This window comes from Pseudoalteromonas sp. SWXJ133, assembly GCF_015864365.1.
Lineage (GTDB): Bacteria > Pseudomonadota > Gammaproteobacteria > Enterobacterales > Alteromonadaceae > Pseudoalteromonas > Pseudoalteromonas arctica.
In genome coordinates this window covers 22,895-45,932 of sequence record NZ_JADYXJ010000030.1, presented here as the reverse complement: position 1 = coordinate 45,932, position 23,038 = coordinate 22,895, and the positions used below count along the sequence as shown (strand labels likewise).

Annotated in this window: 21 protein-coding genes; 13 read left to right on the top strand and 8 right to left on the bottom strand. The window is 40.3% G+C overall.

Annotated features, from left to right (window positions below; translation table 11 throughout):
- The first annotated feature begins 80 nt into the window (after positions 1 to 80).
- Positions 81 to 389 (top strand): hypothetical protein, encoded by a 309-nt coding sequence (locus tag I6F40_RS17810; protein ID WP_007584971.1) that lies wholly within the window; start codon positions 81 to 83, stop codon positions 387 to 389.
- Between the two features lie 4 nt (positions 390 to 393).
- Complete coding sequence (locus tag I6F40_RS17805) at positions 394 to 1,248, top strand: putative metalloprotease CJM1_0395 family protein (RefSeq protein WP_165722793.1); 855 nt, start codon at positions 394 to 396, stop codon at positions 1,246 to 1,248.
- A gap of 72 nt (positions 1,249 to 1,320) precedes the next feature.
- Here I6F40_RS17805 and I6F40_RS17800 read toward each other — a convergent pair whose 3' ends face one another.
- The 4 genes from I6F40_RS17800 to greB all read right to left on the bottom strand — a co-directional run bounded on the left by I6F40_RS17800 (position 1,321) and on the right by greB (position 5,356).
- A complete protein-coding gene (locus tag I6F40_RS17800) occupies positions 1,321 to 3,648 on the bottom strand; it encodes a Tex family protein (protein ID WP_197193279.1) in 2,328 nt (775 codons plus the stop codon).
- A 168-nt stretch (positions 3,649 to 3,816) separates the two neighbouring features.
- Positions 3,817 to 4,398 carry a CBS domain-containing protein gene (locus I6F40_RS17795; RefSeq protein ID WP_024594284.1) on the bottom strand — a complete coding sequence of 194 codons (582 nt, stop codon included), beginning with the start codon at positions 4,396 to 4,398 and terminating at the stop codon, positions 3,817 to 3,819.
- 50 nt (positions 4,399 to 4,448) lie between these two features.
- Positions 4,449 to 4,760 (bottom strand): hypothetical protein, encoded by a 312-nt coding sequence (locus tag I6F40_RS17790; RefSeq protein WP_007584977.1) that lies wholly within the window; start codon positions 4,758 to 4,760, stop codon positions 4,449 to 4,451.
- A 116-nt stretch (positions 4,761 to 4,876) separates the two neighbouring features.
- Positions 4,877 to 5,356, bottom strand: coding sequence for a transcription elongation factor GreB (gene greB / locus I6F40_RS17785; RefSeq protein WP_007584978.1), 480 nt, complete (start codon positions 5,354 to 5,356; stop codon positions 4,877 to 4,879).
- Between the two features lie 195 nt (positions 5,357 to 5,551).
- On the opposite strand from greB, the gene ompR reads away from it, so the two are divergent.
- Positions 5,552 to 6,271, top strand: a complete 720-nt coding sequence (gene ompR, locus I6F40_RS17780) for an osmolarity response regulator transcription factor OmpR (RefSeq protein ID WP_002959552.1) — start codon at positions 5,552 to 5,554, stop codon at positions 6,269 to 6,271.
- A gap of 5 nt (positions 6,272 to 6,276) precedes the next feature.
- Positions 6,277 to 7,590: a two-component system sensor histidine kinase EnvZ gene (envZ, locus tag I6F40_RS17775; protein WP_007584979.1), complete on the top strand. Its 1,314-nt coding sequence runs from the start codon at positions 6,277 to 6,279 to the stop codon at positions 7,588 to 7,590.
- A gap of 22 nt (positions 7,591 to 7,612) precedes the next feature.
- On the opposite strand, the gene I6F40_RS17770 is transcribed toward envZ, so the two are convergent.
- Positions 7,613 to 9,655, bottom strand: coding sequence for a glycoside hydrolase family 97 protein (locus tag I6F40_RS17770; RefSeq protein ID WP_197193278.1), 2,043 nt, complete (start codon positions 9,653 to 9,655; stop codon positions 7,613 to 7,615).
- 158 nt (positions 9,656 to 9,813) lie between these two features.
- Here I6F40_RS17770 and I6F40_RS17765 point away from each other — a divergent pair, with 158 nt between their 5' ends.
- Complete coding sequence (locus I6F40_RS17765) at positions 9,814 to 10,437, top strand: hypothetical protein (protein ID WP_007584982.1); 624 nt, start codon at positions 9,814 to 9,816, stop codon at positions 10,435 to 10,437.
- On the top strand, positions 10,427 to 11,659 hold the full coding sequence (locus tag I6F40_RS17760; protein WP_197193277.1) for a hypothetical protein: 1,233 nt from the start codon (positions 10,427 to 10,429) through the stop codon (positions 11,657 to 11,659). Before I6F40_RS17765 ends, I6F40_RS17760 begins: the two co-directional genes overlap by 11 nt.
- 221 nt (positions 11,660 to 11,880) lie before the next feature.
- Here I6F40_RS17760 and speE read toward each other — a convergent pair whose 3' ends face one another.
- On the bottom strand, positions 11,881 to 12,744 hold the full coding sequence (gene speE, locus I6F40_RS17755) for a polyamine aminopropyltransferase (RefSeq protein ID WP_007584590.1): 864 nt from the start codon (positions 12,742 to 12,744) through the stop codon (positions 11,881 to 11,883).
- 198 nt (positions 12,745 to 12,942) lie between these two features.
- Here speE and speA point away from each other — a divergent pair, with 198 nt between their 5' ends.
- The 4 genes from speA to I6F40_RS17735 are packed head-to-tail and all read left to right on the top strand — an operon-like array spanning position 12,943 to position 17,964.
- Positions 12,943 to 14,823: a biosynthetic arginine decarboxylase gene (speA, locus tag I6F40_RS17750; protein ID WP_007584591.1), complete on the top strand. Its 1,881-nt coding sequence runs from the start codon at positions 12,943 to 12,945 to the stop codon at positions 14,821 to 14,823.
- A gap of 60 nt (positions 14,824 to 14,883) precedes the next feature.
- A complete protein-coding gene (locus tag I6F40_RS17745; protein WP_010554936.1) occupies positions 14,884 to 15,762 on the top strand; it encodes an acyltransferase in 879 nt (292 codons plus the stop codon).
- A gap of 25 nt (positions 15,763 to 15,787) precedes the next feature.
- Positions 15,788 to 16,708 (top strand): acetyltransferase, encoded by a 921-nt coding sequence (locus tag I6F40_RS17740; RefSeq protein WP_197193276.1) that lies wholly within the window; start codon positions 15,788 to 15,790, stop codon positions 16,706 to 16,708.
- Positions 16,705 to 17,964: a mechanosensitive ion channel family protein gene (locus tag I6F40_RS17735; protein ID WP_101163384.1), complete on the top strand. Its 1,260-nt coding sequence runs from the start codon at positions 16,705 to 16,707 to the stop codon at positions 17,962 to 17,964. Before I6F40_RS17740 ends, I6F40_RS17735 begins: the two co-directional genes overlap by 4 nt.
- On the opposite strand, the gene chrA is transcribed toward I6F40_RS17735, so the two are convergent.
- Positions 17,921 to 19,075 (bottom strand): chromate efflux transporter, encoded by a 1,155-nt coding sequence (gene chrA, locus I6F40_RS17730; protein WP_197193285.1) that lies wholly within the window; start codon positions 19,073 to 19,075, stop codon positions 17,921 to 17,923. The two genes, I6F40_RS17735 and chrA, sit on opposite strands and share 44 nt — an antisense overlap.
- Positions 19,076 to 19,265: 190 nt before the next feature.
- Between chrA and I6F40_RS17725 the strand changes: the two genes are divergently transcribed.
- Positions 19,266 to 19,898 (top strand): OmpA family protein, encoded by a 633-nt coding sequence (locus tag I6F40_RS17725; protein ID WP_197193275.1) that lies wholly within the window; start codon positions 19,266 to 19,268, stop codon positions 19,896 to 19,898.
- A 44-nt stretch (positions 19,899 to 19,942) separates the two neighbouring features.
- Here the strand turns inward: I6F40_RS17725 and I6F40_RS17720 are convergent, their stop codons facing one another.
- Positions 19,943 to 21,721, bottom strand: coding sequence for an ABC transporter transmembrane domain-containing protein (locus I6F40_RS17720; RefSeq protein WP_197193274.1), 1,779 nt, complete (start codon positions 21,719 to 21,721; stop codon positions 19,943 to 19,945).
- An 88-nt stretch (positions 21,722 to 21,809) separates the two neighbouring features.
- On the opposite strand from I6F40_RS17720, the gene I6F40_RS17715 reads away from it, so the two are divergent.
- A complete protein-coding gene (locus I6F40_RS17715; RefSeq protein WP_165722784.1) occupies positions 21,810 to 22,208 on the top strand; it encodes a DUF3224 domain-containing protein in 399 nt (132 codons plus the stop codon).
- Positions 22,209 to 22,416: 208 nt separating this feature from the next.
- On the top strand, positions 22,417 to 23,034 hold the full coding sequence (locus I6F40_RS17710; RefSeq protein WP_166378878.1) for a LysE family translocator: 618 nt from the start codon (positions 22,417 to 22,419) through the stop codon (positions 23,032 to 23,034).
- Positions 23,035 to 23,038: the final 4 nt, after the last annotated feature.

Sequence of the window (23,038 nt, the reverse complement as noted above, 5' to 3'; positions counted from 1 at the left end):
AGAATAGCGCTGTTTAAAGCTTTATTTTGAGCAGAACCTGAGCGATAATTAAACAATGTTTATTTGGTGGAGGTTTTAATATGCCAATCGGATCTGTATTTAATAGTGGTGTAGAAGGGTTTAATCGAGCTAGCCAAGGTATTGAAAAAGCCAGTGCTGAGATTAACCGTGCCAGTATAGAACAGCAAGATGACGCGCAATTAGCGCAGCAACGTCAGCTTACAGCAGCACGCCCTGAAGAAGCTATTACTGCACCTGTAGCACAGCCTGCTCGTGTTGATGAAGCGCTTGTTAACTTAAAAGTTGAAGAGTTTAATGCCAAGGCAAATACGCAATCAATTCAAACGGCCGATGATGTACTTGGCACGTTAATCGATATTAAAGTTTAGTATTATGAATATTGTCACGCCATTTCCATCTATTAATATAAACACTGCAAATGTTTATACGGAAACTGCACGGCGTGACAACCAACTACGCGAAGTTATTCCTGCTCCCGCATCTAGTAGCGCAAGCAATACAGAAACCAAAGCGCAAAGTGATTCTGAAAAAGCAAAATTACCAGGCAGTAGCGATGGTGCGACGTATAACGCAACGGGAAAAATAGCAGACGAAAAGTCAGTTCAGCAGCGCGATGGAAACTCAGAAAACCCTGAGGGCTCTGAGGAAGAAAGTGAAGCAATTGAGAAAAAAGAATCTGAGCAAGAAGAGCTGCAATTAGAACAAGAACAACAACAAATTACAGAGCTAAAAGCACGAGATACTGAAGTACGAATACACGAGCAAGCGCACGCTTCTGTAGGTGGGCAACATGCTGGCTCGCCAAGCTATGAGTATCAACGTGGCCCAGATGGTACTAACTACGCAGTTGGCGGAGAAGTACAAATAGATGTGTCAGAAATTCCGGGTGACCCGCAAGCGACTATAGACAAAATGCAAACGGTACGCGCTGCCGCATTAGCGCCTGCAGAGCCTTCGGGAGCTGATCGCTCTATTGCTGCAGATGCTACGCAAAAGCTAGCAGCGGCTCAGGCCGAGCTTGCACAACCTGAAAAAGAAGACGACGAAGACGCAAAAAGTAAACTTGAAGCGTCATTCTCTAGCGATGAAAGCAGCGATACAAAAACAGCTAAAAGTGACGAGCAAACACGTGATGCCGATGTTGAGGCACGGGCGGGGCGTATTGCTAACTTTTATCAAATGGCTACATCGCCAGCGAGACAAAGTAGTTTTTCAGCGTTAAGTTAATAATTTAGTAAAACGTAACCACAAAAAAACCGCTTACGCGGTTTTTTTCGTTTTAGCTTAGCTGTACAAGTATTATTTTTTCACTTTAGCATTAGCGAACGCATCGGCAAATGCATTACCCATTAACGCATTGCCATTGTCACGTTTAGGCTTTGCAGCGCGAGGTTGCGAATTATTAGCACGTGTTTGTGGCTTTTGCGTAGCTGGCGCTGCTGACTTATTACTTGTGTCAATGTCGTCATCTAAGCGCATAGTAAAGCTTATACGTTTACGTGCAGCGTCTACTTCAACAACTTTAACCTTTACAATATCACCAGCTTTAACAACTTCACGCGGATCTGATATAAATTTATTCGTGATTGCTGAAATATGCACTAAACCATCTTGGTGAACACCTACATCAACAAACGCACCAAAATTAGCAACGTTTGAAACCACGCCTTCTAAAATCATACCTGGTTTTAGGTCACTAATTTTTTCAACACCGGCTTTAAACTCAGCTGTTTTAAATTCAGGGCGAGGATCTCGACCTGGTTTATCAAGCTCAGTAATAATGTCGGTAACGGTTGGTAAGCCAAATTTTTCGTCAGTGTAATCGTTAGCAGCAAGTTTAGTTAAAAAGTCGCTGTTACCAATTAGGTTACTGACATCTACGCTATTGCGTTCACAAATACGTTTAACAACAGGATAAGCTTCAGGGTGAACTGATGAGTTATCTAGAGGATCGCTACCATTGTTAATACGTAAAAAACCAGCCGCTTGTTCAAATGCTTTTGGCCCTAAACGCTCAACCTTTTTAAGCTCACTACGTTTAGTAAATGTGCCGTTAGCATCGCGATAATTAACGATATTTTGCGCTAATGTTTTGTTCAAACCAGATACGCGTGTAAGTAGCGGTACCGATGCCATGTTTAAATCTACGCCTACTGAGTTTACACAGTCTTCAACTACTGAAATAAGGCTTTGGCCTAATTGGCTTTGCGATACATCGTGTTGGTATTGGCCAACACCAATTGATTTTGGCTCAATTTTAACAAGTTCAGCAAGAGGATCTTGAAGGCGGCGCGCAATAGAGACAGCCCCTCGTATAGAAACATCTAAATCTGGGAATTCATTAGCTGCAAATTCAGAAGCTGAGTAAACCGATGCACCCGCTTCGCTAACCATAATTTTACTAAGCTTAAGTTCGCTGTTTGCTTTTATAAGCTCAGCAACCAACTTATCTGATTCGCGTGATGCAGTACCGTTACCAATCGCAATTAGCTCAACTTTATGCTGACGACAAAGTTGCTCTAACGTACGCACTGATTTATCCCAATGATTTTGTGGTGCATGAGGGAAAATAGTTTGTGTAGCTAGTAATTTACCTGTGCTATCAACAACGGCAATCTTACAGCCAGTACGAAGGCCTGGATCAAGACCTAAAGTAGTACGGGGGCCTGCAGGTGCTGCCATTAATAAATCTTTTAAGTTTTTAGCAAATACGTCGATTGCACCAGCTTCTGCTTTTTCGCGCATTGCTGCAAAAAATTCATTCTCTAGGTGTAATCCTAACTTAATTTTCCACGCCCATTGCACAACGTTTAATAGCCAAGGACTTGCCGCTTTATATTTAATATCTAAACGGTAATGGTCAGCAATCATGTTGGCACATAGTTGCGCTGAATTTTCAGCGCTAGGCTCTGGATTAACATTTAACTGAAGTACACCTTCATTTCGGGCTCTAAGCATAGCAAGCGCACGGTGAGAAGGTACTTTTTTGAGAAGTTCTTGATGCTCGAAGTAGTCACGGTATTTTGCACCCGCTTGCTCTTGGCCTTTAATTACAGTGCTTTCAATTGCGCCGTTTTGGCTTATGTGGCTTCTAAATTTAGCAAGTAATTTTGCGTCTTCAGCAAAGCGCTCCATCAAGATAAATTTAGCGCCTTCGAGTACCGCTTTTGTATCTGCGAAACCTTTTTCAGCATTTACAAACTGCTCTGCTTGTTGCTCTGGGTCAAGGTTAGCATCTTTAAATAGTGCATCTGCAAGTGGTTCTAAACCAGCTTCAATTGCTATTTGGCCTTTAGTACGGCGCTTAGCTTTATAAGGTAGGTATAAATCTTCAAGTTCAGTTTTACTTTGTGCATTAGTTATATCGGCACTTAGCTCTGGCGTTAATTTATTTTGCGATTCGATGGTCGATAAAATAAAACTACGGCGCTCTTCTAGTTCACGTAAATACGATAAACGCTGCTCTAAAAGGCGTAATTGGGTGTCGTCTAGGCCGCCGGTAACTTCTTTTCTGTAGCGGGCAATAAAAGGAACAGTTGCGCCTTCATCAAGTAATTTTGTAGCTGCAACAACTTGTTGCTGCTGTGCGTTTAACTCACCGGCTAAACGTGCAGAGATATCGCTCATGCAAAAACCTTTTTATACAATAAAATAAGACCAGAAGCGTGTTACTGGCGCCGTTAATTGCTTGAATAATATCACAGGAGGTAGTAATAAAAAGCTCTTAAAGCAAGCTATTTCACTTGCTTTAAGATGGTTGGGAGGGGAGTAAATCAATTCAACTAAAAGAGCGCCCTAGTGAGGATGCTCAATGTTTTCTAATACTTCACTGAAAGAGTGAGCAATAGGGCTAATATGTAGTGGAATATGTAATGTTTTAGCTATTTGGCGAGCTGAAATTAAACCACAAATTTCGCTACTTGCTGTTGTTACTAATAAAAACATTACACCTTGATGCTCCATTGTTTGCAGCGCATCACCAATACATGCATAGCTTAAACTTTGCATGCTTACACCTGTAAGTCGGCTAATTGGCGTCATAATATCGCGCAAGCTTACTTCACTTCGTGGGGTATTTAAACGCTCTGCAATAATAGTAATTTTAGAGCTTTGTAAATCGGCGCTAGAAACAAGACCAATCAATTTTTGGTTCTCGTCGGTTACTAAAACAAAATCAGATTGTTGTGCACTAACTTGTTTAAGTGCATCTGTAATCGTTGTTGTATGCTCTGCACGAATGGGCGTTTTTTGAGTAAAGTTATTTACCATTTTTAGTGCTGGAGATGATAAATCAATCAATGGTTGGTCATCTGCAAATGTGCTTGCAATAACGCCGTGAGAAACATTTTGAGTACGTAATTCTTTAAAGTTAGACATAGTAGTCACCTTAGTAGTTATAAAATTTAATTAAGTTGTAAAATAATGAATTAAATTAAATAGCTAGGTGGTCCGCGTTGGTACGCAGTGCTAAAAGGTCTGTTTAGGTTGGTGCTCTTATAAAAAGAATCTACGACATTAGGAAGTGGTTGAGGCGACCTAAAGGTAATAGTATTAACGTGAGAGTCTACGTCAAAATCGAGGTTTGCTTGGTCAGGAATGTCACAAGCAATAAAGTGATTAGATAGTTTAGCGTTATCAAGGTTTACTTCAGTGTTACTGGCATGCAGCGTCAAACTTACACTCATTAAAAGTGCAAACAATACGGCATTATTTAATATGCGCTGTACTATGTTTGACATAACCACGACCTTAATTAACTGCTTTCAAATTAAACAAATCAACTTGAATAATTCAGTTATAGCTTATTGGTTTAATTTACACAATCAAAAGTTAACATGATCTGAATCAAAACTTTTTATTTCTTTTTTTGGTAATCGATACTGTTTACATACCACTGTTTTTTACCCTGAGGAGTAGGTACCTCAAAATCGTCATCTACTTGTTTTTTAATCAGCGCCCGCGCCATAGGTGAGTCTATCGATATGTAATCTTTTCGGTCGTAAATTTCATCAGGTCCGACAATTCTGAATTTTTTAGTTTCACCTTCTTCGTTTTCAATTTCGACCCATGCACCAAAAAACACTTTTCCATCTTGAACGGGAGAGTAGTCGATGATTTTTAAATCAGGTATGCGTTTGCGTAAATAGCGTACACGACGGTCAATTTGGCGTAACAAACGCTTGTTATATTGATAGTCTGCGTTCTCAGAGCGATCTCCGAGGCTGGCTGCCCAGCTAACTATTTTTGTTACTTCTGGGCGTTTAACGTTCCATAGTTGGTCGTGTTCTTGTTGTAATTGTAAGTAACCTTCGCGGGTGACTAAATTTGTTTTCATGGTGAATTCTTTATTAGCTCTAATGGTGTGCACGTTATTAAATTTGCCAAAACTTGTCGAGCGTAAAATGTAATAAAGTACGAGTAAGTAAGCTTTGAAATGTTCAGTAACAATCTAAGCAAGTAATTAGTTTTTGATTATTAAGTTTTTCATTTATATTAACTAGTAATTGGATATAAAAATAAGAAAGAGATTATGGGACACGAAACCACAAAAGTATTAGTTGTTGATGACGATATGCGCTTACGCAGTTTGCTTGAACGTTATTTAGTAGAGCAAGGCTTTATTGTTAGAACCGCAGGAAACTCGGAGCAAATGGATAGACTCCTAGAGCGAGAAAACTTTCACTTAATGGTTCTCGATTTAATGCTCCCAGGCGAGGATGGCTTATCTATTTGTCGCCGTCTACGCCAAAAAGAAAATGAAATTCCTATTGTTATGCTTACTGCAAAGGGCGACGAAGTAGATCGCATTATTGGCCTTGAACTTGGCGCTGACGATTACATTCCAAAACCATTTAATCCACGAGAGCTACTTGCTCGCATAAAAGCTATTTTACGTCGCCGAGCAAAAGAAGTGCCAGGCGCACCTGCTGCTGAAGAAAACTTAATCGCTTTTGGTAAATTTACGCTTAATTTGGCAACGCGCGAAATGAGTGAAGGGGATAAAACAATATCGCTTACCAGTGGTGAGTTTGCAGTGCTTAAAGCGCTTGTTTCGCATCCACGTGAGCCACTTAGCCGCGATAAGCTAATGAACTTAGCGCGTGGCCGCGATTACAGTGCGCTTGAGCGAAGCATTGATGTGCAAGTGTCGAGACTTCGCCGCATGATTGAAGTAGATGCTGCCAATCCGCGATATATTCAAACCGTTTGGGGTTTGGGGTATGTGTTTGTTCCCGACGGTGAAAAGTAATATTTATGGGCATGTTTCCGCGCAGTGCTTTTGGACAAACTGTTTTTTTAGTGGCGGCTCTGCTGCTCATAAATCAAATAGTGTCTTATGTTACGGTTAGTTTTTATGTTGTAAAACCAACCATTGAGCAAGTTAACTTGATGCTTGCTAAGCAAATTAAAACAGTATTTATTGACTGGGAAGATGGCGTTGAAATAAACGACGAAGTATCTGCAAAGTTTTTTGAAATTACCGGCATTGAAGTCATGACGCAGCGCGAAGCAATGCGCCAAGGGCTTGGGCAAAGCCGCGAATATTCTATGCTATCGCGTAGCATGACTGAGCAACTTGGTGGTTATTCTCGTGTACGTATTAGCCAAACTGATCCGTTGATTTATTGGGTTGAAGCACCGCAAGCGCCAGGTTATTGGGTCAAAGTACCGCTTAAAGGCTTTAAAGAGAACAACTTAGAGTTTTTAACTTTTTACTTATCAAGTATTGGCTTTTTAAGTGTGCTGGGTGGGTGGTTGTTTGCAAGGCACCTTAATAGACCATTAAAAGCACTGCAACAAGCTGCAGTGAAAGTGGGTAAAGGCGACTTTTCTACCAAGTTAGAAGAACAAGGCTCAACAGAAGTAATAGAAGTAACGCGCGCGTTTAACCAAATGTCGCGCGGAATTGCTGCACTTGAAAACGACCGCCGTTTACTAATGGCCGGTGTATCTCATGATTTACGTACGCCGCTTACGCGTATCCGTTTAGCCACCGAAATGATGGTTGATGAAGATGATTATCTTCGTGAAGGTATTATTTACGATATAGAAGACATGAACGGGATTATTGATCAGTTTATTGAGTATCTACGCCACCATAAACGTGAAGAACTAAGTTGCGAAGATATCAATGCTTTAGTTGCCGAGGTTGTCAATTCTGAGCTTCAGCATCAACGTACTATTACGTTTAAAAGTAATCCAAATATAGGCAATATACCGTTAAGCTCTGTGGCTATTAAACGTGTAATTACCAACATGATTGGTAATGCGCTGCGTTATTCTGAGGGCGATATTGAAGTACTTAGCTACTTTAATTCAAACAAAAAGTATGTAGTTATCGCTGTAAACGATAATGGCCCCGGCATTCCTGAAAACGAACTAGAGTCTGTTTTTGAGCCTTTTAAACAAGGCGATGCTGCACGAGGAAGTGAAGGCAGTGGCCTAGGCCTTGCTATTATTAAACGCATTGTTGATATGCACGACGGTAAAGTAAAGCTAGAAAACCGCCCAGAAGGCGGTTTAAGTGCACAAGTATACTTGCCAATAAAGGTATCAACCCCTGCATAGCAAATGCAGGGGGCCCATTATATTAAAGTGCTTTAAAACGAATAGCTGTACCGCCACTAGTGGCTAATTTAAGCGTTAGTTTATCGTTTGCAGTTACAACACGTTTTTCGATAGCAATATCGTACGGATTGTTTTTCCACTCTGCGCTTTTACCATCTTTATAAATTTGTGCTTCAAACTTTTTGCCTTGCTCTAAAAAGTCGAGTTTCACCTCAATTGTTCTGGCTTTTTCGTCAGTAACAGCACCTAGGTACCAATCGTTTCCTGAGTATTTAGTGCTTTTACGTTCTTTACGAGCGAATACAATAAAGTCGCCTACTTCACCATCAATAGCAATACTTTGCTGCCAATCTGTTGGTACGTCTTGAATGAATTGAAACGCATCGGGCTTAGCCAAATAGTTTTTAGGTAAGTCGGCAGCCATTTGAATTGGGCTATACAAAACAACATAAAGTGCGAGTTGTTTGGCGAGTGTGGTTTGTGGGCGGTTTGTATCGCCTCCTAAACCATTAAAGCTCATATCAAAAATACCTGGCGTAAAGTCCATTGGTCCTGCAAGCATGCGGGTAAAAGCAAGCATTGGTACATGCTCTGGTGGGTTAGGTGGTGAACCCCATGCATTATACTCTTGTCCGCGTGCACCTTCGCGCGCAATCCAGTTTGGATAAGTACGGCGCAGGCCTGTATCTTTAATTGGCTCGTGAGTATTAATGCTAATTTTATGCTTAGCCGCAAGTTTTACGTTATAAAGGTATTCGTTAACCATAAACTGGCCGTCATGCCATTCGTGGCGAGCAATACCGTTTTTGTCTATACGTTTTATATTTCCGCCATCGGCTACATAACCTGTTTTTACTTGGCTTACGTTTGATTTTTCGTAAAGGGCAAAAGCATCTTCCATTTGGTCACGGTAGTTGCTTACATTGCCTGATGTTTCATGGTGGCCAATGAGCTGTACGCCTTTTTCTTTGCCGTATTGAGCAAGCGCTGCTATATCAAAGTCGTCGTACGGTTTGGTAAAGTTAAATACATCGCCATTAAAATACCAATCGCCATCCCAACCAATATTCCAGCCTTCAACGAGTACGCCATCAAAACCATACTGCGCTGCAAAATCCATATAGTATTTTGTGGTTTGCGTAGTGGCGCCGTGTTTTTTACCGCTACCCCAAGTTTGTGTATTTATATGCATACCCCACCAAATACCGACATATTTACCAGGCTTAACCCACGACACGTCGCCGAGTTTATTAGGCTCGTTTAGGTTTAGTATTATATCTGAATTAACTAAGCCAACAGCGCTGTCGGCTATTTGAATGGTGCGCCATGGTGTTTTAAAAGCACCTTGTTTTTTAACGGCAACACCATCTGACCACGGCGTTAAATCGGCAGTGAACGTACCAGAGCGGCGTTGATTAAGCACCATGCCTGCGTAATCAACAAGTGCGGCTTCATGAATACTAATATGAGTACCGTCACTTGTTTTAAACGTAAATGGTGTGTGAGCTAGTGGAGCTTCGTTAAGTGGAGTAGTGTTGTAAACATATTCGTAGCGGTTCCAGCCACGAGCAGGTATCCACCATGCTGTTGCATCATGGCTATTGTTTATTGCAAATTCAGTTAACTCTTTGGTTATTTCTGTATGTTCGAACCCGGCTTGTTGTGGTACTTCGTATCGAAAACCTACACCACTATCAAATGCTTTAAATCGAATAGTGTAAGTACCTTTATTTGGCTCGTTTTTTGTAAAGGTAACGGCTACTTCGTTATATTCATCAACAACGTTTTGGCGTTCGCCCCAAGGTTGTTGCCACTGCGAGTTAACGCTTTGTTGTTTAATGCTTTTAATTTTAAAGCCGTCGCTAAAAGCTGCTTGTGTTTTAAATTCAAACCCCAGTAAAGATTTGTTTATAACCGCTTTGTTTTTAAATTTTATTGCGTAGCTTGGCGTGTTGTTTTCGTCAGAGATGCTTACTGTTATTTGTGTGTCTGGCGATTTTAGCTCTACGGTTTGTCCGTAGCTATTACTAGCAAAGGCTAAAAGCACAAGTGCTGGTATTCTCATGGTGTGTCCTTAGATGAGTCGGTGGTGACATCTAAGGATAATGACTGTTGATGATTAATACGACTGCTTACATACGTATTCAATGTTTTAAAAAATAGAAAGAATTTGGTGGCTTAATCGGTCTATAATGTAAACAAATTGATAATAGCGACAAGAAAATGATAAAAAGCTTACTTTATGTATTTTTACTAAGTGTTAGTACTGGAGTTTTTGCAGCAAATATTACAATTAAAAATGCTAATAATGACCCATTACCTAATGCTGTTGTATGGCTAACTGCAGGAGACCCCTCTAGCGTTATTCCTCCAGAAGCACCTTATGCGATGACCCAGCAAAATCGAGAATTTAAGCCGCGTATTTTAGTTGTCCCGCAAAATGCAAAGGTAGAGTTTCCGAATGCAGACTCAATCATGCATCATGTTTATTCATTTTCTAAAGCCAAAACGTTCGAATTAAAGCTATATAAGGAGCACCCAAAAGCGCCCATTACTTTTGATCAAACGGGTGTTGTTGAGCTTGGCTGTAATATTCATGATTGGATGTTAGGTTATATTGTGGTGGTAGATAGTACTATTTTTGCAATCACTGATGAAAACGGGAATGTTGATTTAAATGCCAATGCAGGCGAATACACGTTAAGTGTTTGGCATTCTGGATTTAGTGATATTAGTAAGGTTGAATCTCAAACTATTACTGTGGCTACTAACCCGATCACTTATAAAGTAAAGCAGGAAATTGCGGAGCAAATTGACTTTGCTACGGATGAATTTGATGACTATTAATCGCTTAATGAGGCTGGCATTTTTAGCCGGTGCTTTATGTTTTAGTAATGCATTGTATGCACAAGTAAAAGGCTTGATACAAATTAGAGCCGTGCAGGGGGACGATATACGTAGCTTCCAAGAGGGCGGCCTTGGGCTATATCGGCACGATACTAAAAGCGACGAACTTATTTTATCCCAAGGTATTTTAGATTTTAATGTTGATTTAGCATCTAGTTGGTCGGCTCATGGGGTGTTAAATGCGAATCAAGATCCTGACGTTGGCCTTGGTTTTACGCAGGCTTATATAAAGTATCAGCCACTATCTAACAGCAACTATAAATGGCACATGCGCGTGGGGGGCTTTTACCCACTTATGTCGCTTGAAAACCCTGATATAGGGTGGACTTCTCCTTATAACTATACAAACTCAGCTATTAATAGCTGGATAGGCGAGGAAGTACGCACTGTTGGCGCAGAGGTAACTATTAAGCGCCCAGCAAAACGTTTTAACAGCGCTCATAGCTTTAGTTTTGTAGGTGCTACATTTAAAGGCAATGATCCTGCCGGTACTTTACTTGCGTGGCGTGGTTTTGCATTACACGATAGACAAACTACATTTAACGAAAGTATTAAATTTGCGCCTATAGCGGCATTAAATGCATACGAATTACGTTGGCAGGCTAATCAGGTTTTACCGTTTGAAGAAGTAGACGGTCGTTTTGGCTATTACGCTGGCGTACATTGGGATTACTTAAAAAAATCACAATTTCGAATTTATTATTACAACAATAATGGCGACCCAACCACACTTAATATTAGTACAGGGCAGTATGCTTGGGATACTCGCTTTACAAGCGCCGCTTGGCTTTATAAGTTTAATAGTAAAACACGTTTAATAGCACAGGTACTTAATGGTAAAACTGAAATGGGCAGTAACGCATTAATTGATAATGCTTTTTATAGCCATTATTTAATGCTGAGCCATAAAGAAGGCAAACATCGAGTTTCAGTACGTTACGATTACTTTAAAGTTACTGACAACGACACAACCGCGTTTGACCCTAATGCAAGCAATGGCGAAGGTTTAACAGCAACATGGCGCTACCAACTCACTAATAAACTACAAATAGGGATTGAAGGTTCTGCACTTAAAAGTGTTGCAAAAAATAGAGAGCCGATTGGATTTAATGAACGAATTTCGCAGCAGCAAATCATGCTAAATGCGCAATGGCGTTTTTAAAAGTATAAAAAAGGGAGCATTTAAATGCTCCCTTTTTAGTTTAATAAAATTGGTATAGATTATACCAACCTGCATAAATCTTTGATCAATTTAACGAATTAAATTGCACTATAACGTCGTTAAAAATTTTTTATTTAGAACAACTAGATACAAAAAATTTTGCCTAGTTCTAGCGTAATTTTCTTAACGTTAAATAGACCCTATATATAAGCAGATTGGTATTATTTTTTATCGAATGCGCGTTTCATGTAGTTAGGTGTAGCGAGTGCACCATGGTGAATACCGTTGTTGTAGTATTCGCTATGCTGCGCAATATTTGCAGCTGCATCTTCTCTAAAACCGTCAAATGCTTGTGATTTACGTGCAAGTGTTACTGACCATAAACCGCTTGGGTAAATTGGTTGTGGGAATGGCAGTGTTTGTAAATCGTTAAAGCCTACGCTTAGCATTGCTTCGCGCATTTCAACTAATAATGGCATGTGCATAAGTGGTGATTCACTTTGTTGTACTAAAATACCACCTGGGCGCAGTGCATCTAAACAGCTTGTGTAAAACGCATGGTTAAATAAACCCTCACCTGGACCTACCGGATCTGTGCCATCAACAATCACTACGTCGATAGATTCGCCAGCGGCTTCGCGCATGTATTTAATACCGTCGTCAAACATAACAGTTGCACGGGCGTCGTTATTAGATTCACAAAGCTCTGGGAAGTATTTTAACGACATTTGCGTTACTACTTCGTCGATATCTATTTGCGTTACAGTTTCTACGCCTGGGTGTTTTAATACTTCGCGTAAAGTACCGCAGTCGCCGCCGCCAATAATAACGACGTTTTTAGGGTTTGGATGCGCTAAAAGTGCAGGGTGGCTGATCATCTCATGATAAAAGAAGTTTTCGCGGGTTGTTACCATAGTACACCCGTCGATGATCATTAAATTACCAAAGTCTGTGGTTTCAAACATTTCTACCTTTTGAAAAGGAGACTGTTTTTCATCTAACTTTTTATTAATACGTAATGAAAATGCGCTGCCATCGCGGTCGCTAATTTCAGTAAACCACTTACTTTGATCTAAATTTGCCATAGTTACTATTACACTTTTTAGGTTGAGTATGAAAAAGGGGCAATTCTGCCAGTGCTTGGCGTTTTGCTCAATGACATTTTAACTGATTTGACGAATAAAGTTAGTTAGGAGTGAGTGAAAGTTCAATTTTTGTTAGCCTAGTGGATAGTGACGTATTAAAATGCGCCTTTATACCTAATTGACTAAAGAAGAGTTGCCATGACCTGGGGTTTAGAAACAGCACGCGCCACTTATAACGTTGCTCATTGGAGTGATGGTTATTTTGATATTAACGCACAAGGCGAACTGGTGGCTTACCCAGATGGCGACCAAACAAAACCGGCCATTTCTTTAACGCAATTAACTGAGCAGTTTAAGCAACAAGGTTTAACGTTGCCGGTTTTAGTGCGCTTTACTGATATTTTAAAAAATCGTGTAGACACACTTACTAACGCGTTTACGCAAGCGCGAGCAAATCGTGAATATAACGGAAAATACACCTGTGTTTACCCAATTAAAGTAAATCAGCAACGTTCTGTAGTAAGTAAGCTATTAGCGCATCCAAGCGGGCTTGTTGGCTTAGAAGCAGGCTCAAAGCCAGAACTTATGGCTATTTTGGGTGTAGCAAAAGAGCCAATCACAATAGTGTGTAACGGCTATAAAGACAGTGAGTTTTTACGCCTAGCGTGTATTGGTCAAGCAATGGGCCACAGCGTAAAAATTGTGGTAGAAAAGCTTTCAGAACTGACCACACTACTTGAAGAAATAGACAACCTAGGCATTGAACCGGCTATTGGTATTCGCATTCGCCTAAACTCAGTAGGCAAAGGCAAGTGGCAAAACACGGGCGGCGAAAAAGGCAAGTTTGGTTTAACAGCAGGCCAAGTACTAAGTGCTGTTGAAGTGCTTAAAAAGCATAATAAGCTGCACTTAATGCAAATGGTGCATTTTCATATTGGTTCTCAAATTGCCAATATTCGTGATATTCACCGTGCTTTACGTGAATGTGCACGCCACTTTGCTGAGCTTACACAATTAAACGTACCGTTAAATACCGTTGATGTGGGCGGCGGCTTAGGTGTTGATTACGAGGGCTCTGGCTCGCGTAGTGCATGTTCAATGAATTACACCGTAGAAGAGTATGCGCGTAACGTAGTGAATGCATTTGCAGAAGTGTGCGATCAGCATAACCTTACGCATCCGGCCATTATCACCGAGTCGGGGCGTGCTTTAACTGCTCACCATGCGGTATTAATTACCGATGTAATTGACGTAGAAAAAGCGCCTAATCATTTAAATCCAGAGCCACCGCTTGAAAATAGCGCATTAGTGCTTGATGAAATGTGGCAGTGTTTACAGCGTTTAAACCCGCGTATGGCACTTGAGATTTATCACGATGCTATGCACTTATTTAGCGAAGCGCACGATCAGTACGTGCATGGCTTAGTAAGCATGCTAGAGTGGGCGAAAATAGAGCAGCTTTACTTTACTATTTTACATCGTGTACGTGCATCGCTTAGTAATAATGCGCGCGCGCACCGTGAAGTACTCGACGATTTAAACGAAAAGCTTGCTGATAAACTCTTTGTTAACTTTTCATTATTTCAGTCGTTGCCTGATGTATGGGGTATTCAGCAGTTGTTTCCTGTTATGCCAATCGAAAACTTAACTCAGCCACTGACTCAGCGCGCGATTATTCAAGATATTACCTGCGATTCTGACGGGCAGATTCGTGAATACGTTGAAGGCGCTGGTATCGAAACCAGCCTACCAATACCAGAATATAAGCATGGCGAGCAATACCACATTGCTATGTTTATGGTAGGCGCGTATCAAGAAATTTTAGGTGATTTACATAACCTATTTGGTGACACTGATTCGGTGCACGTAGAGCTTAACGACGATGGTTACGTGTTAACCAATGCTATAAAAGGTGATAGCGTTAAGGATGTATTAAAGTTTGTTGACTATGATAGCGCCATTTTAGCTGACAACTTTGCGTACCAAGTTAATAAACTTGATGTATCGACGCAGTGTAAAGAAGGTTATTTAGCTGAGCTTAATGCAGGCCTTGAAGGCTATACCTATTTTGAAGATTAATTTGTAAGCAACTGAAAGCGCAGTATTAGTGGCTGCGCAATGTTTAAAGGAATGGAAGTAATGTCAGTTATTCGCAGTGTATTTAGTATTATTTTTTACACAATAAACACACTTTTTTGGTTTGTGCCTATTTTTGTTTGTGGGCTTATAAAGCTTATCCCTATTAAGCCTCTACAAAAGCTTATGAGCTGGGCAGCTAAGCAATTTGCAACTATTTGGGTTACCTTTAATAGCTTAAATCAAGCGTTATTCACGCCAACTAAACTTAATGTAACTGGCCTTGAAGACCTTAAACTAAAAGATTGGTACCTAGTAATTGCAAATCACCAAAGCTGGGTCGATATTTTAGTATTACAGCGCGTGTTTAATCGTAAAATTCCATTTTTAAACTTCTTTTTGAAAAAAGAGCTTATTTACGTGCCTATTTTAGGTTTATGTTGGTGGGCGCTTGATTTTCCGTTTATGACTCGCACGAGTAAAAGCCAATTAAAAAAGAATCCAAAGCTGCGTGGCAAAGATTTAGAAACCACACGTAAAGCCTGCGAAAAATTTAAAGAGATGCCAGTAAGTGTGGTTAACTTTGTAGAAGGCACTCGTTTTACTACGCAAAAGCATGAGCGCCAAAATAGTCCGTTCCCACATTTATTAAAACCAAAAGCGGGCGGTATTGCTTTTGTAATGCAAGCAATGGGCGAGCAAATTACTAAAGTGGTTAACGTCACCATTCATTACCCAGATGGTATTCCTACTTTTATGGATTTTGCTGGTGGTAAGGTAAAAAATATCAACGTACACGTGGAAGTAAGGCCAGTAAGCGCAGAGCTTATTGGTGACTACACAGGTGATTCTGAATTTAGAGTTCGCTTTCAAAGCGAGTTAAACCGCTTATGGGAAAACAAAGAGCAAACACTGCAATCGCTCGAAAAAACCCATAAGTAAAAGGTAAAAATATGAGCTTACAGTTATGCTAAAAAAGTGGTTACCAAATTGGCTTAACGGCTTAATTGTAGGCTGCGTATTGTTTTCTAACATGATACTTTTTGGCTCGCTAGTATTTGTACTGGGCCTTATTAAGTTATTACTGCCTTTGCCTGTTGTTAATTCTTTATTGCACAGCGCTTACCGAGGTTGGTGTAACGGCAACCGTTTAGGGCTTTGGTTAGGTTGCCCTAACATTGTGGTTGATATAAGTGGCGACTTAAACTCAAAAAGTTGGTATTTACTTATTTGTAACCACGCGAGTTGGTTAGATATAACTGTACTTAGCTCATTACATGCATTGCCTGCCCCTAAATTCTTTTTAAAAGACGGGTTAAAATACATGCCTTTTATTGGCACTGGTGCGTGGGCTATGGGTATGCCGTTTATGAAACGGGTAAGCAAAGCGCAATTAGCTAAAAATCCAAAGTTGAAAGGGTTGGATGTAGAGCGCACGAAGCGTAGTTGTCGTAATTTTCGTCATCATCCTACTACCATCATTAATTTTGTTGAAGGTACACGCTATACGCCAGCCAAACATAATCTGCAACAAAGTCCTTTTAAGCATTTATTAAAGCCCAAAGCGGGCGGCATTGCTTTTGCGCTTGAAGTATTAGCCGATCAATTTGATGCCATGCTTAATACAAGTTTAGTATATAGCGGTAAGACAGATCACGTTTGTCGTAACTTGCTAAAAGGTGAGCTAGATTCTATTTATGTTTCAATAGACGTAACGCCCATTAATGACAATATGCAGGGCAGCTATCAAAGCGATGACGTATTTAAAGTTAATTTTCAACATTATGTGAATGAGCTATGGGTTGCTAAAGATCAGCAGCTTGCCGACATTTATGCTCAACAAGATTTACCTGAACCACAAATCAGTAAGGAAATTGAAACACTATGACCAACACCCATCTTCAGGAATTAATTGCTCCTTGGTTTGAAAAAGTACCCGACGCGGATTTTCTTAGCTCAATTACCGCAGTCTCAATAGGAATATTCTCTTTATTAATTGTTTACTTATTTACTCGTAGATTAATGTTACCTGGCATTCAAAAAATAGTGACGAGGCTTTCTCCTGAGCGAATTGGTGCGCTTTCTCCTATGCTTAATAAGCTAAATAAACGTATTGCCGGAATGCTGTGCTGCGTATTGTTTTTAGCTACGTTTGATAGCGTATACCCAGTTAATGAAATTGCAGGAGAAATACTAAAAACAATAGGACAAGCTTTGCTTATTATTTATGCTGGTTTTATTTTTAGTAGTATTGTGAGCATTGCGGGTACTATTTATAACCAGTTAGAGTTTGCACGCGAAGTCCCTATTCAGGGCTTAATTCAGGTTGTTAAGCTAATAACCTTTATTGTGTGTGCAATTTTAATTGTGAGCATTTTTCTTGAGAAGTCACCTACTTATATTCTCTCTGGCTTTGGTGCTATTGCTGCTGTTACGTTATTAGTATTTAAAGACACTATTTTAGGCTTTGTAGCCAGTATTCAAATAGCAGCAAATCGCCTAGTAACCTATGGTGATTGGATTCAAGTAGAAAATTACGGCGCCGATGGCGAAGTAATTGATTTGGGTTTAAACACTGTAAAGGTACGTAACTGGGATAACACTATAACAACTATTCCAACTTATATGCTGGTAGCGGGTTCATTTAAAAACTGGCGCGGGATGCAAGAGTCGGGCGGTAGACGTATTAAACGCTCACTCAATATTGATATGCACAGTATTTGTTTAGTGGGTGATGAGTTTAGAAAACAAATTGATGCGGCTATTCCGCTGCACGACTATATTCGAGTGACGACATTACCTGCTCAGGTTTCTAATTTAGGGCTATTTCGTCGCTATGCTGAAGGCTATTTAAAACAGCACAGTAAAATTAATACGTCGCTTACGTTAATGGTACGAGAGCTACAACCACTAAACCATGGTTTACCTATTGAGTTTTATTGCTTTAGTGAAGACAAACGCTGGATTTCGTACGAGCATTTACAAGCCGAAATAATGGACCATTTGCTTGCGGTATTACCCGTGTTTGGGCTTAGAGCATATCAAAGTGTAAGTGGACAATTAAGCCCACCTAACGAGCAACAAACAGATAAGCCAACATTTAGAGTGATGGCAAATAGTGTTGTAAAAGACCCACAGCAATAAATAAAGCTAAGAGCCACCAAATAGGTGGCTTTTTAAATCGCAGCCATGTAAATGTAATTATTACTAACGCAACTTGCCAAAGGTTATGCACCGCTGATGTCCAAATTGGCGAATACAGTGCAGCCGCTAAAAAACCTACTACCGCGGCATTAAGCGCCGCTATTGAGCTTGCAAAACGTGGCTTACTTGCCAAGTTAATCCAGCTCTTCTGAAATGCCAAAATAAGTAAAAAACCAGGCATAAATATAAGCAGTGTAGCTATAAGAGCACCCACTAAAGGTTGTTCTGTAGTAAGTTGTGCGCCTAAGTAAGTAGCAATAGTAAACATAGGCCCAGGCACTGCTTGTGCACTCGCGTAAGCACTTAAAAACTGATCATCACTCAATGCTGGTACGCCAGCTTGAAGTACGGGTAGTACTACGTGTCCGCCGCCAAACACCATTGCACCTGCTTGGTAAAAAGGCGCAAATAAAGCAAACTCTTGACCAAGCGGAATAAAGCTAACACCAAGTAGAAGCGCAAATAATCCCAGAGCAATCCAGTTAATATTACTTTTTTTGCTACTAATATCTTCCGTGGCTGTACCAAGTTTTAATAAAGGCCATATAGCACCTATTGCTGTAGCAATTATTAAAATAGCGATTTGAGTGCCTAGCATTGGTAATAACACCAAAGCAAGTGTACTCATTACAGCAAGTAGCTTAAGTACGGTACTTGTACAAAAGCTTTTAGCCATACTAAGCGTTGCATCAGCAACTATAACAACGGCAAATAACTTTAAACCTGCAATAATAGCAAAGTAAATAGCGTCAAACTGATGAGCACTAACCGCAAGTAGCACCATTATTAAAAACGAAGGCAGAGTAAAGCCTACAAATGCAGCTATACCACCCAGTACACCAGCACGCTCAACGCCAATTGCAAAACTAACTTGGCTAGAGCCAGGACCTGGTAGGGCTTGGCTTAAGCTAATAAGTTGTGCGTAACGCGTGTTAGTAAGCCAATTTAACGAGTCTACAAAGTGGCGTTTAAAATAACCTAAATGCGCAGCAGGGCCGCCAAAGCTCATACACCCTAATAAAAAAAACTGTCTAAAAATAGCAATTAACATTGCGCCAATATCCTTTGTAAAGTTCATTAAATTGTCACAGGGGAGTATGACATTTTTATTAAAATGGCACATTAGTTTGAGGTCTGTTTAACAATCAAGCAAGATGCGTTGCTTTTAACACTCTCTTCATAGTTTGTTCATACATGTATTTGCATACTCTTGCTAAATTCTTAATGAATAGGGTATCACCATGACTTTAACTAAATCACTTTTAAGCGTAACCGTAGTAGCTGTATTACTTTCTGGTTGTGAAATGAATAACACAGGTAAAGGAGCCGCTATAGGCGCCGCAGCCGGAGGTGTATTAGGTAAGGCTACGGGTAATCATAAAGATAAACGTATTTTTATTGGTGCAGCTATTGGTGCACTGGCGGGCGCTGCTGTTGGCGACTACATGGATAAGCAAGAAGAAGCATTTCGTGATGAGTTAGCAGGTTCAGGTGTTGAAGTAGTACGAGAGGGTGATAATTTACGTTTAGTAATGCCATCAAACATTACGTTTGCGACTGCTCAATCTTATATTTCATCAGGCTTTAACGATACGTTAGATGCGATTGCTAAAGTAATGAACAAGTACGAAAAAACCTACTTAAGTGTAGAAGGTCATACCGACAGTACGGGTAAAGATAGCTTCAACATGAACCTATCGCGTGAACGCGCACAAAGTGTGAAAGACTACTTAGTGAACCAACAAATTATGGCTACACGTGTTAGCACTATGGGCTATGGCAAAACACGCCCAATTGCAACTAATGATAATGCAAATGGCCGTGCTCAAAACCGTCGCGTAGAAATTCAGATAGTGCCAAATACTGAAGGTTAGGGTTCTTGAACCTTGCAAATTCAACCTTGAAAGGTCAACAGACCCTAATCCTTATTAAACTGTAATTCACACAGTTTTTGATACAACGGGTTACTTGCTAACAACTCTTGGTGAGTACCCGTTGCTATGATTTCCCCATTTTCCATTACTACAATTACATCGGCATGTTTTACCGTTGCCAGCCTATGGGCAATTATTAACGTTGTTCTGTTTTGCATTAAATGCTCAAGTGCAGCTTGTACATGGTGTTCGCTTTGCGCATCCAGCGCGCTGGTGGCTTCATCAAGAAGGAGTATTTCAGGGTCTTTTAATATAGCGCGTGCCAGTACAATACGCTGCTTTTGCCCACCCGATAACCTCACACCCTGCTCACCTAAAAAGCTGTTATAACCTTGCGGTAGCTGTTTGATAAATTCATCGGCATGCGCATACTTTGCTGCGGCATATACTTGCTCATCGGTTGCACTTGGGTTGCCGTAGCGGATGTTATGCATTACGTCGGAGCTAAATAAAATAGGGTTTTGCGCTACCATGCCCATTTTATTACGCAGAGTATTAAGCGATAAATCTTTAATGTTTACATCTTTAAATTTAATGGCTCCGCTAGCCGGATCGTAAAAGCGTTGTAGTAATTCAAATAACGTTGTTTTACCTGCGCCAGAAGGGCCAACAATTGCCACGGTTTGGCCTTGATTTATATTTAGGCTTATTTTATTTAGCGCGCTTACGTCTGGGCGAGAGGGGTAGTTAAAGCTTATATTTTCAAGCGTAATAGCAGGGCTGTTACTATCTTGCAGTAAGCTATCGTCTTGTGGATCTAGCGGGTTTTCTATCTCACTTTTAACAGCAAGTAACTCAAGTAACCTTGCCGCAGCACCAGCTGCACGTTGTAGTTCACCATATACTTCAGCAACGGTTGCCACCGACATTGCAACCATAATAGCGTAAAACACAAACGCACCTAACTCGCCGCCGCTCATGGTGCCTGCAAGTACGTCGTTACCACCTACCCATAACATAGCGCTAATAGCACTAAAGGTTAAAAAAATCACCACGGCTATTAAAAATGAACGTTGCTTAATACGTTTTTTAGCAACGTTAAAGGCTTTTTCGGTCTCAAGCGCAAAGGCATGTTGTTCTTGTGCTTCGTGGCTATAGCTTTGCACTACTTTAATATTTTGTATGATTTCTCCGGCATAGGTACTTATGTCGGCAATGGCATCTTGGCTAGAGCTTGCTAGTTTACGTACCTTGCGACCAAATATCATCATAGGAACAAGTACCAGCGGTACACAGGCTACAACCACTAAAGTAAGTTTTAAATTAGTAAACAACAGCATAGCTAAGCCACCAATCAACATAAGTACACTGCGCAGTGCCATAGAAAATGATGAGCCGATAATTGATTGCAGTAATGTGGTGTCGGTGGTTAAACGCGACATAAGTTCGCCACTGCGGTTTTCTTCAAAGTAGCTAGGGTGTAGCGTAACAATACGATTAAACACGGCTTTTCGAATATCGTTACTGACTCGTTCGCCAATCCACGACATTAAATAAAAACGGCTAAAGGTACCGATCGCTAATAAGCTGATTAAGCCAATGAGTACCAGTACAGCTTGTTGTAATTGATCTTTGGAGCCTGCAATAAACCCATGATCAATAACAAACTTAACCCCCTGACCTAGTGATAAGTTAACCCCCGCAGTGACCAATAGCGCGGCTAGCGCAGCTACTACCATCCATTTGTAAGGTTTTATAAAAGCAAAAACAGGTAATAAGCTGCTAAAAGCTGCTTTTTCGGATGCAGAGGTGTTTTTTGACATAGTGGATTCTTTTTAAAGGTTAAGGTATAGATATGGCATCATCGGATTAAAAATCAATAGTATTAAATATCATCAATAAGGAATTGTTATGACAACAAAAATAATAAGTGGTGAATTTACAGTGGCTTTAGCGCCAATTGAAGGTTACGCCAAAGGGCAGCAAGGTATTAACTTAGGACGCATGTCGATTGATAAAACATTTAAAGGTGACTTAAATGCTACAAGCCAAGGCGAGATGCTTAGCGCAATGACGCCAACCCAAGGCAGTGCGGGTTACGTGGCAATAGAGCAAGTGATAGGTGAGCTTGAAGGTAAGCAGGGCAGTTTTGTACTGCAACACTTTGGCACTATGAATAAAGGACAAGATAGTCTTATTTTAAATGTTATTCCTGATTCAGGCACAAATGAGCTAAAAGGATTAACTGGCAGTATGAAAATACGCATTGAGCAGAGTATTCACTATTACGACTTTGACTACCGCTTATAAAATGGATAACAAACAATGCAAAAAATAGTAGAATTTAAAAGGCGTGGTTTTTTAGTAACGGCATTGATGTAGATGCTTTGAATGAGCGCATATACCACTTAAATCAAGAAGGTTGGAAAGTAATAAGTATAAATACCGCGACTGCTTTTCAAGGCCAAATAACGGCCTATATATTATTAATAGAAAACGATGAACTATAAGGACAAAAATGACATTAGCAGCATGGTTTAGTTTAGTACTTGTATGCATGATGGGTGCAATGTCGCCAGGCCCAAGCCTTGCAGTTGTACTAAAGCATACAATGAGTGGCGGAATGAAAAACGGTATGCTTGCTGCACTTAGCCATGGCATGGGTGTTGGGCTTTATGCGGCAGCTTCGTTACTTGGTTTGGGGACATTGATGGCTCAGTTTCCAACGGTATACCAAGTACTTGTATATTTAGGCGCTGGGTATTTAGCTTATTTAGGTTTAAAAATACTATTAGCAAAACCCAATAATGACGAACTGCAAGTACAAAAAAGTGAGATAAGTGCAGTTAAAGCATTACAAGATGGCTTTGCCATTGCCTTTTTGAACCCCAAGCTCGCTATTTTCTTTTTAGCCTTGTTCTCACAGTTTATTGACCCGCAAAATCTCACTTTAAGCATTGGCATTATTATGTGCTTAACCGTGTTTGTAATTGATACAGGTTGGTATTTACTAGTTGCAGTACTTACTGAGGTTTCAAAAAATCGCTTTGGTTTTACTAAGCAGAACCCATGGCTTGATAAAATACTGGGGGTTGTGTTTATTGCTCTTGCTATAAAAGTCGTTATTAGTTTGTAAGATT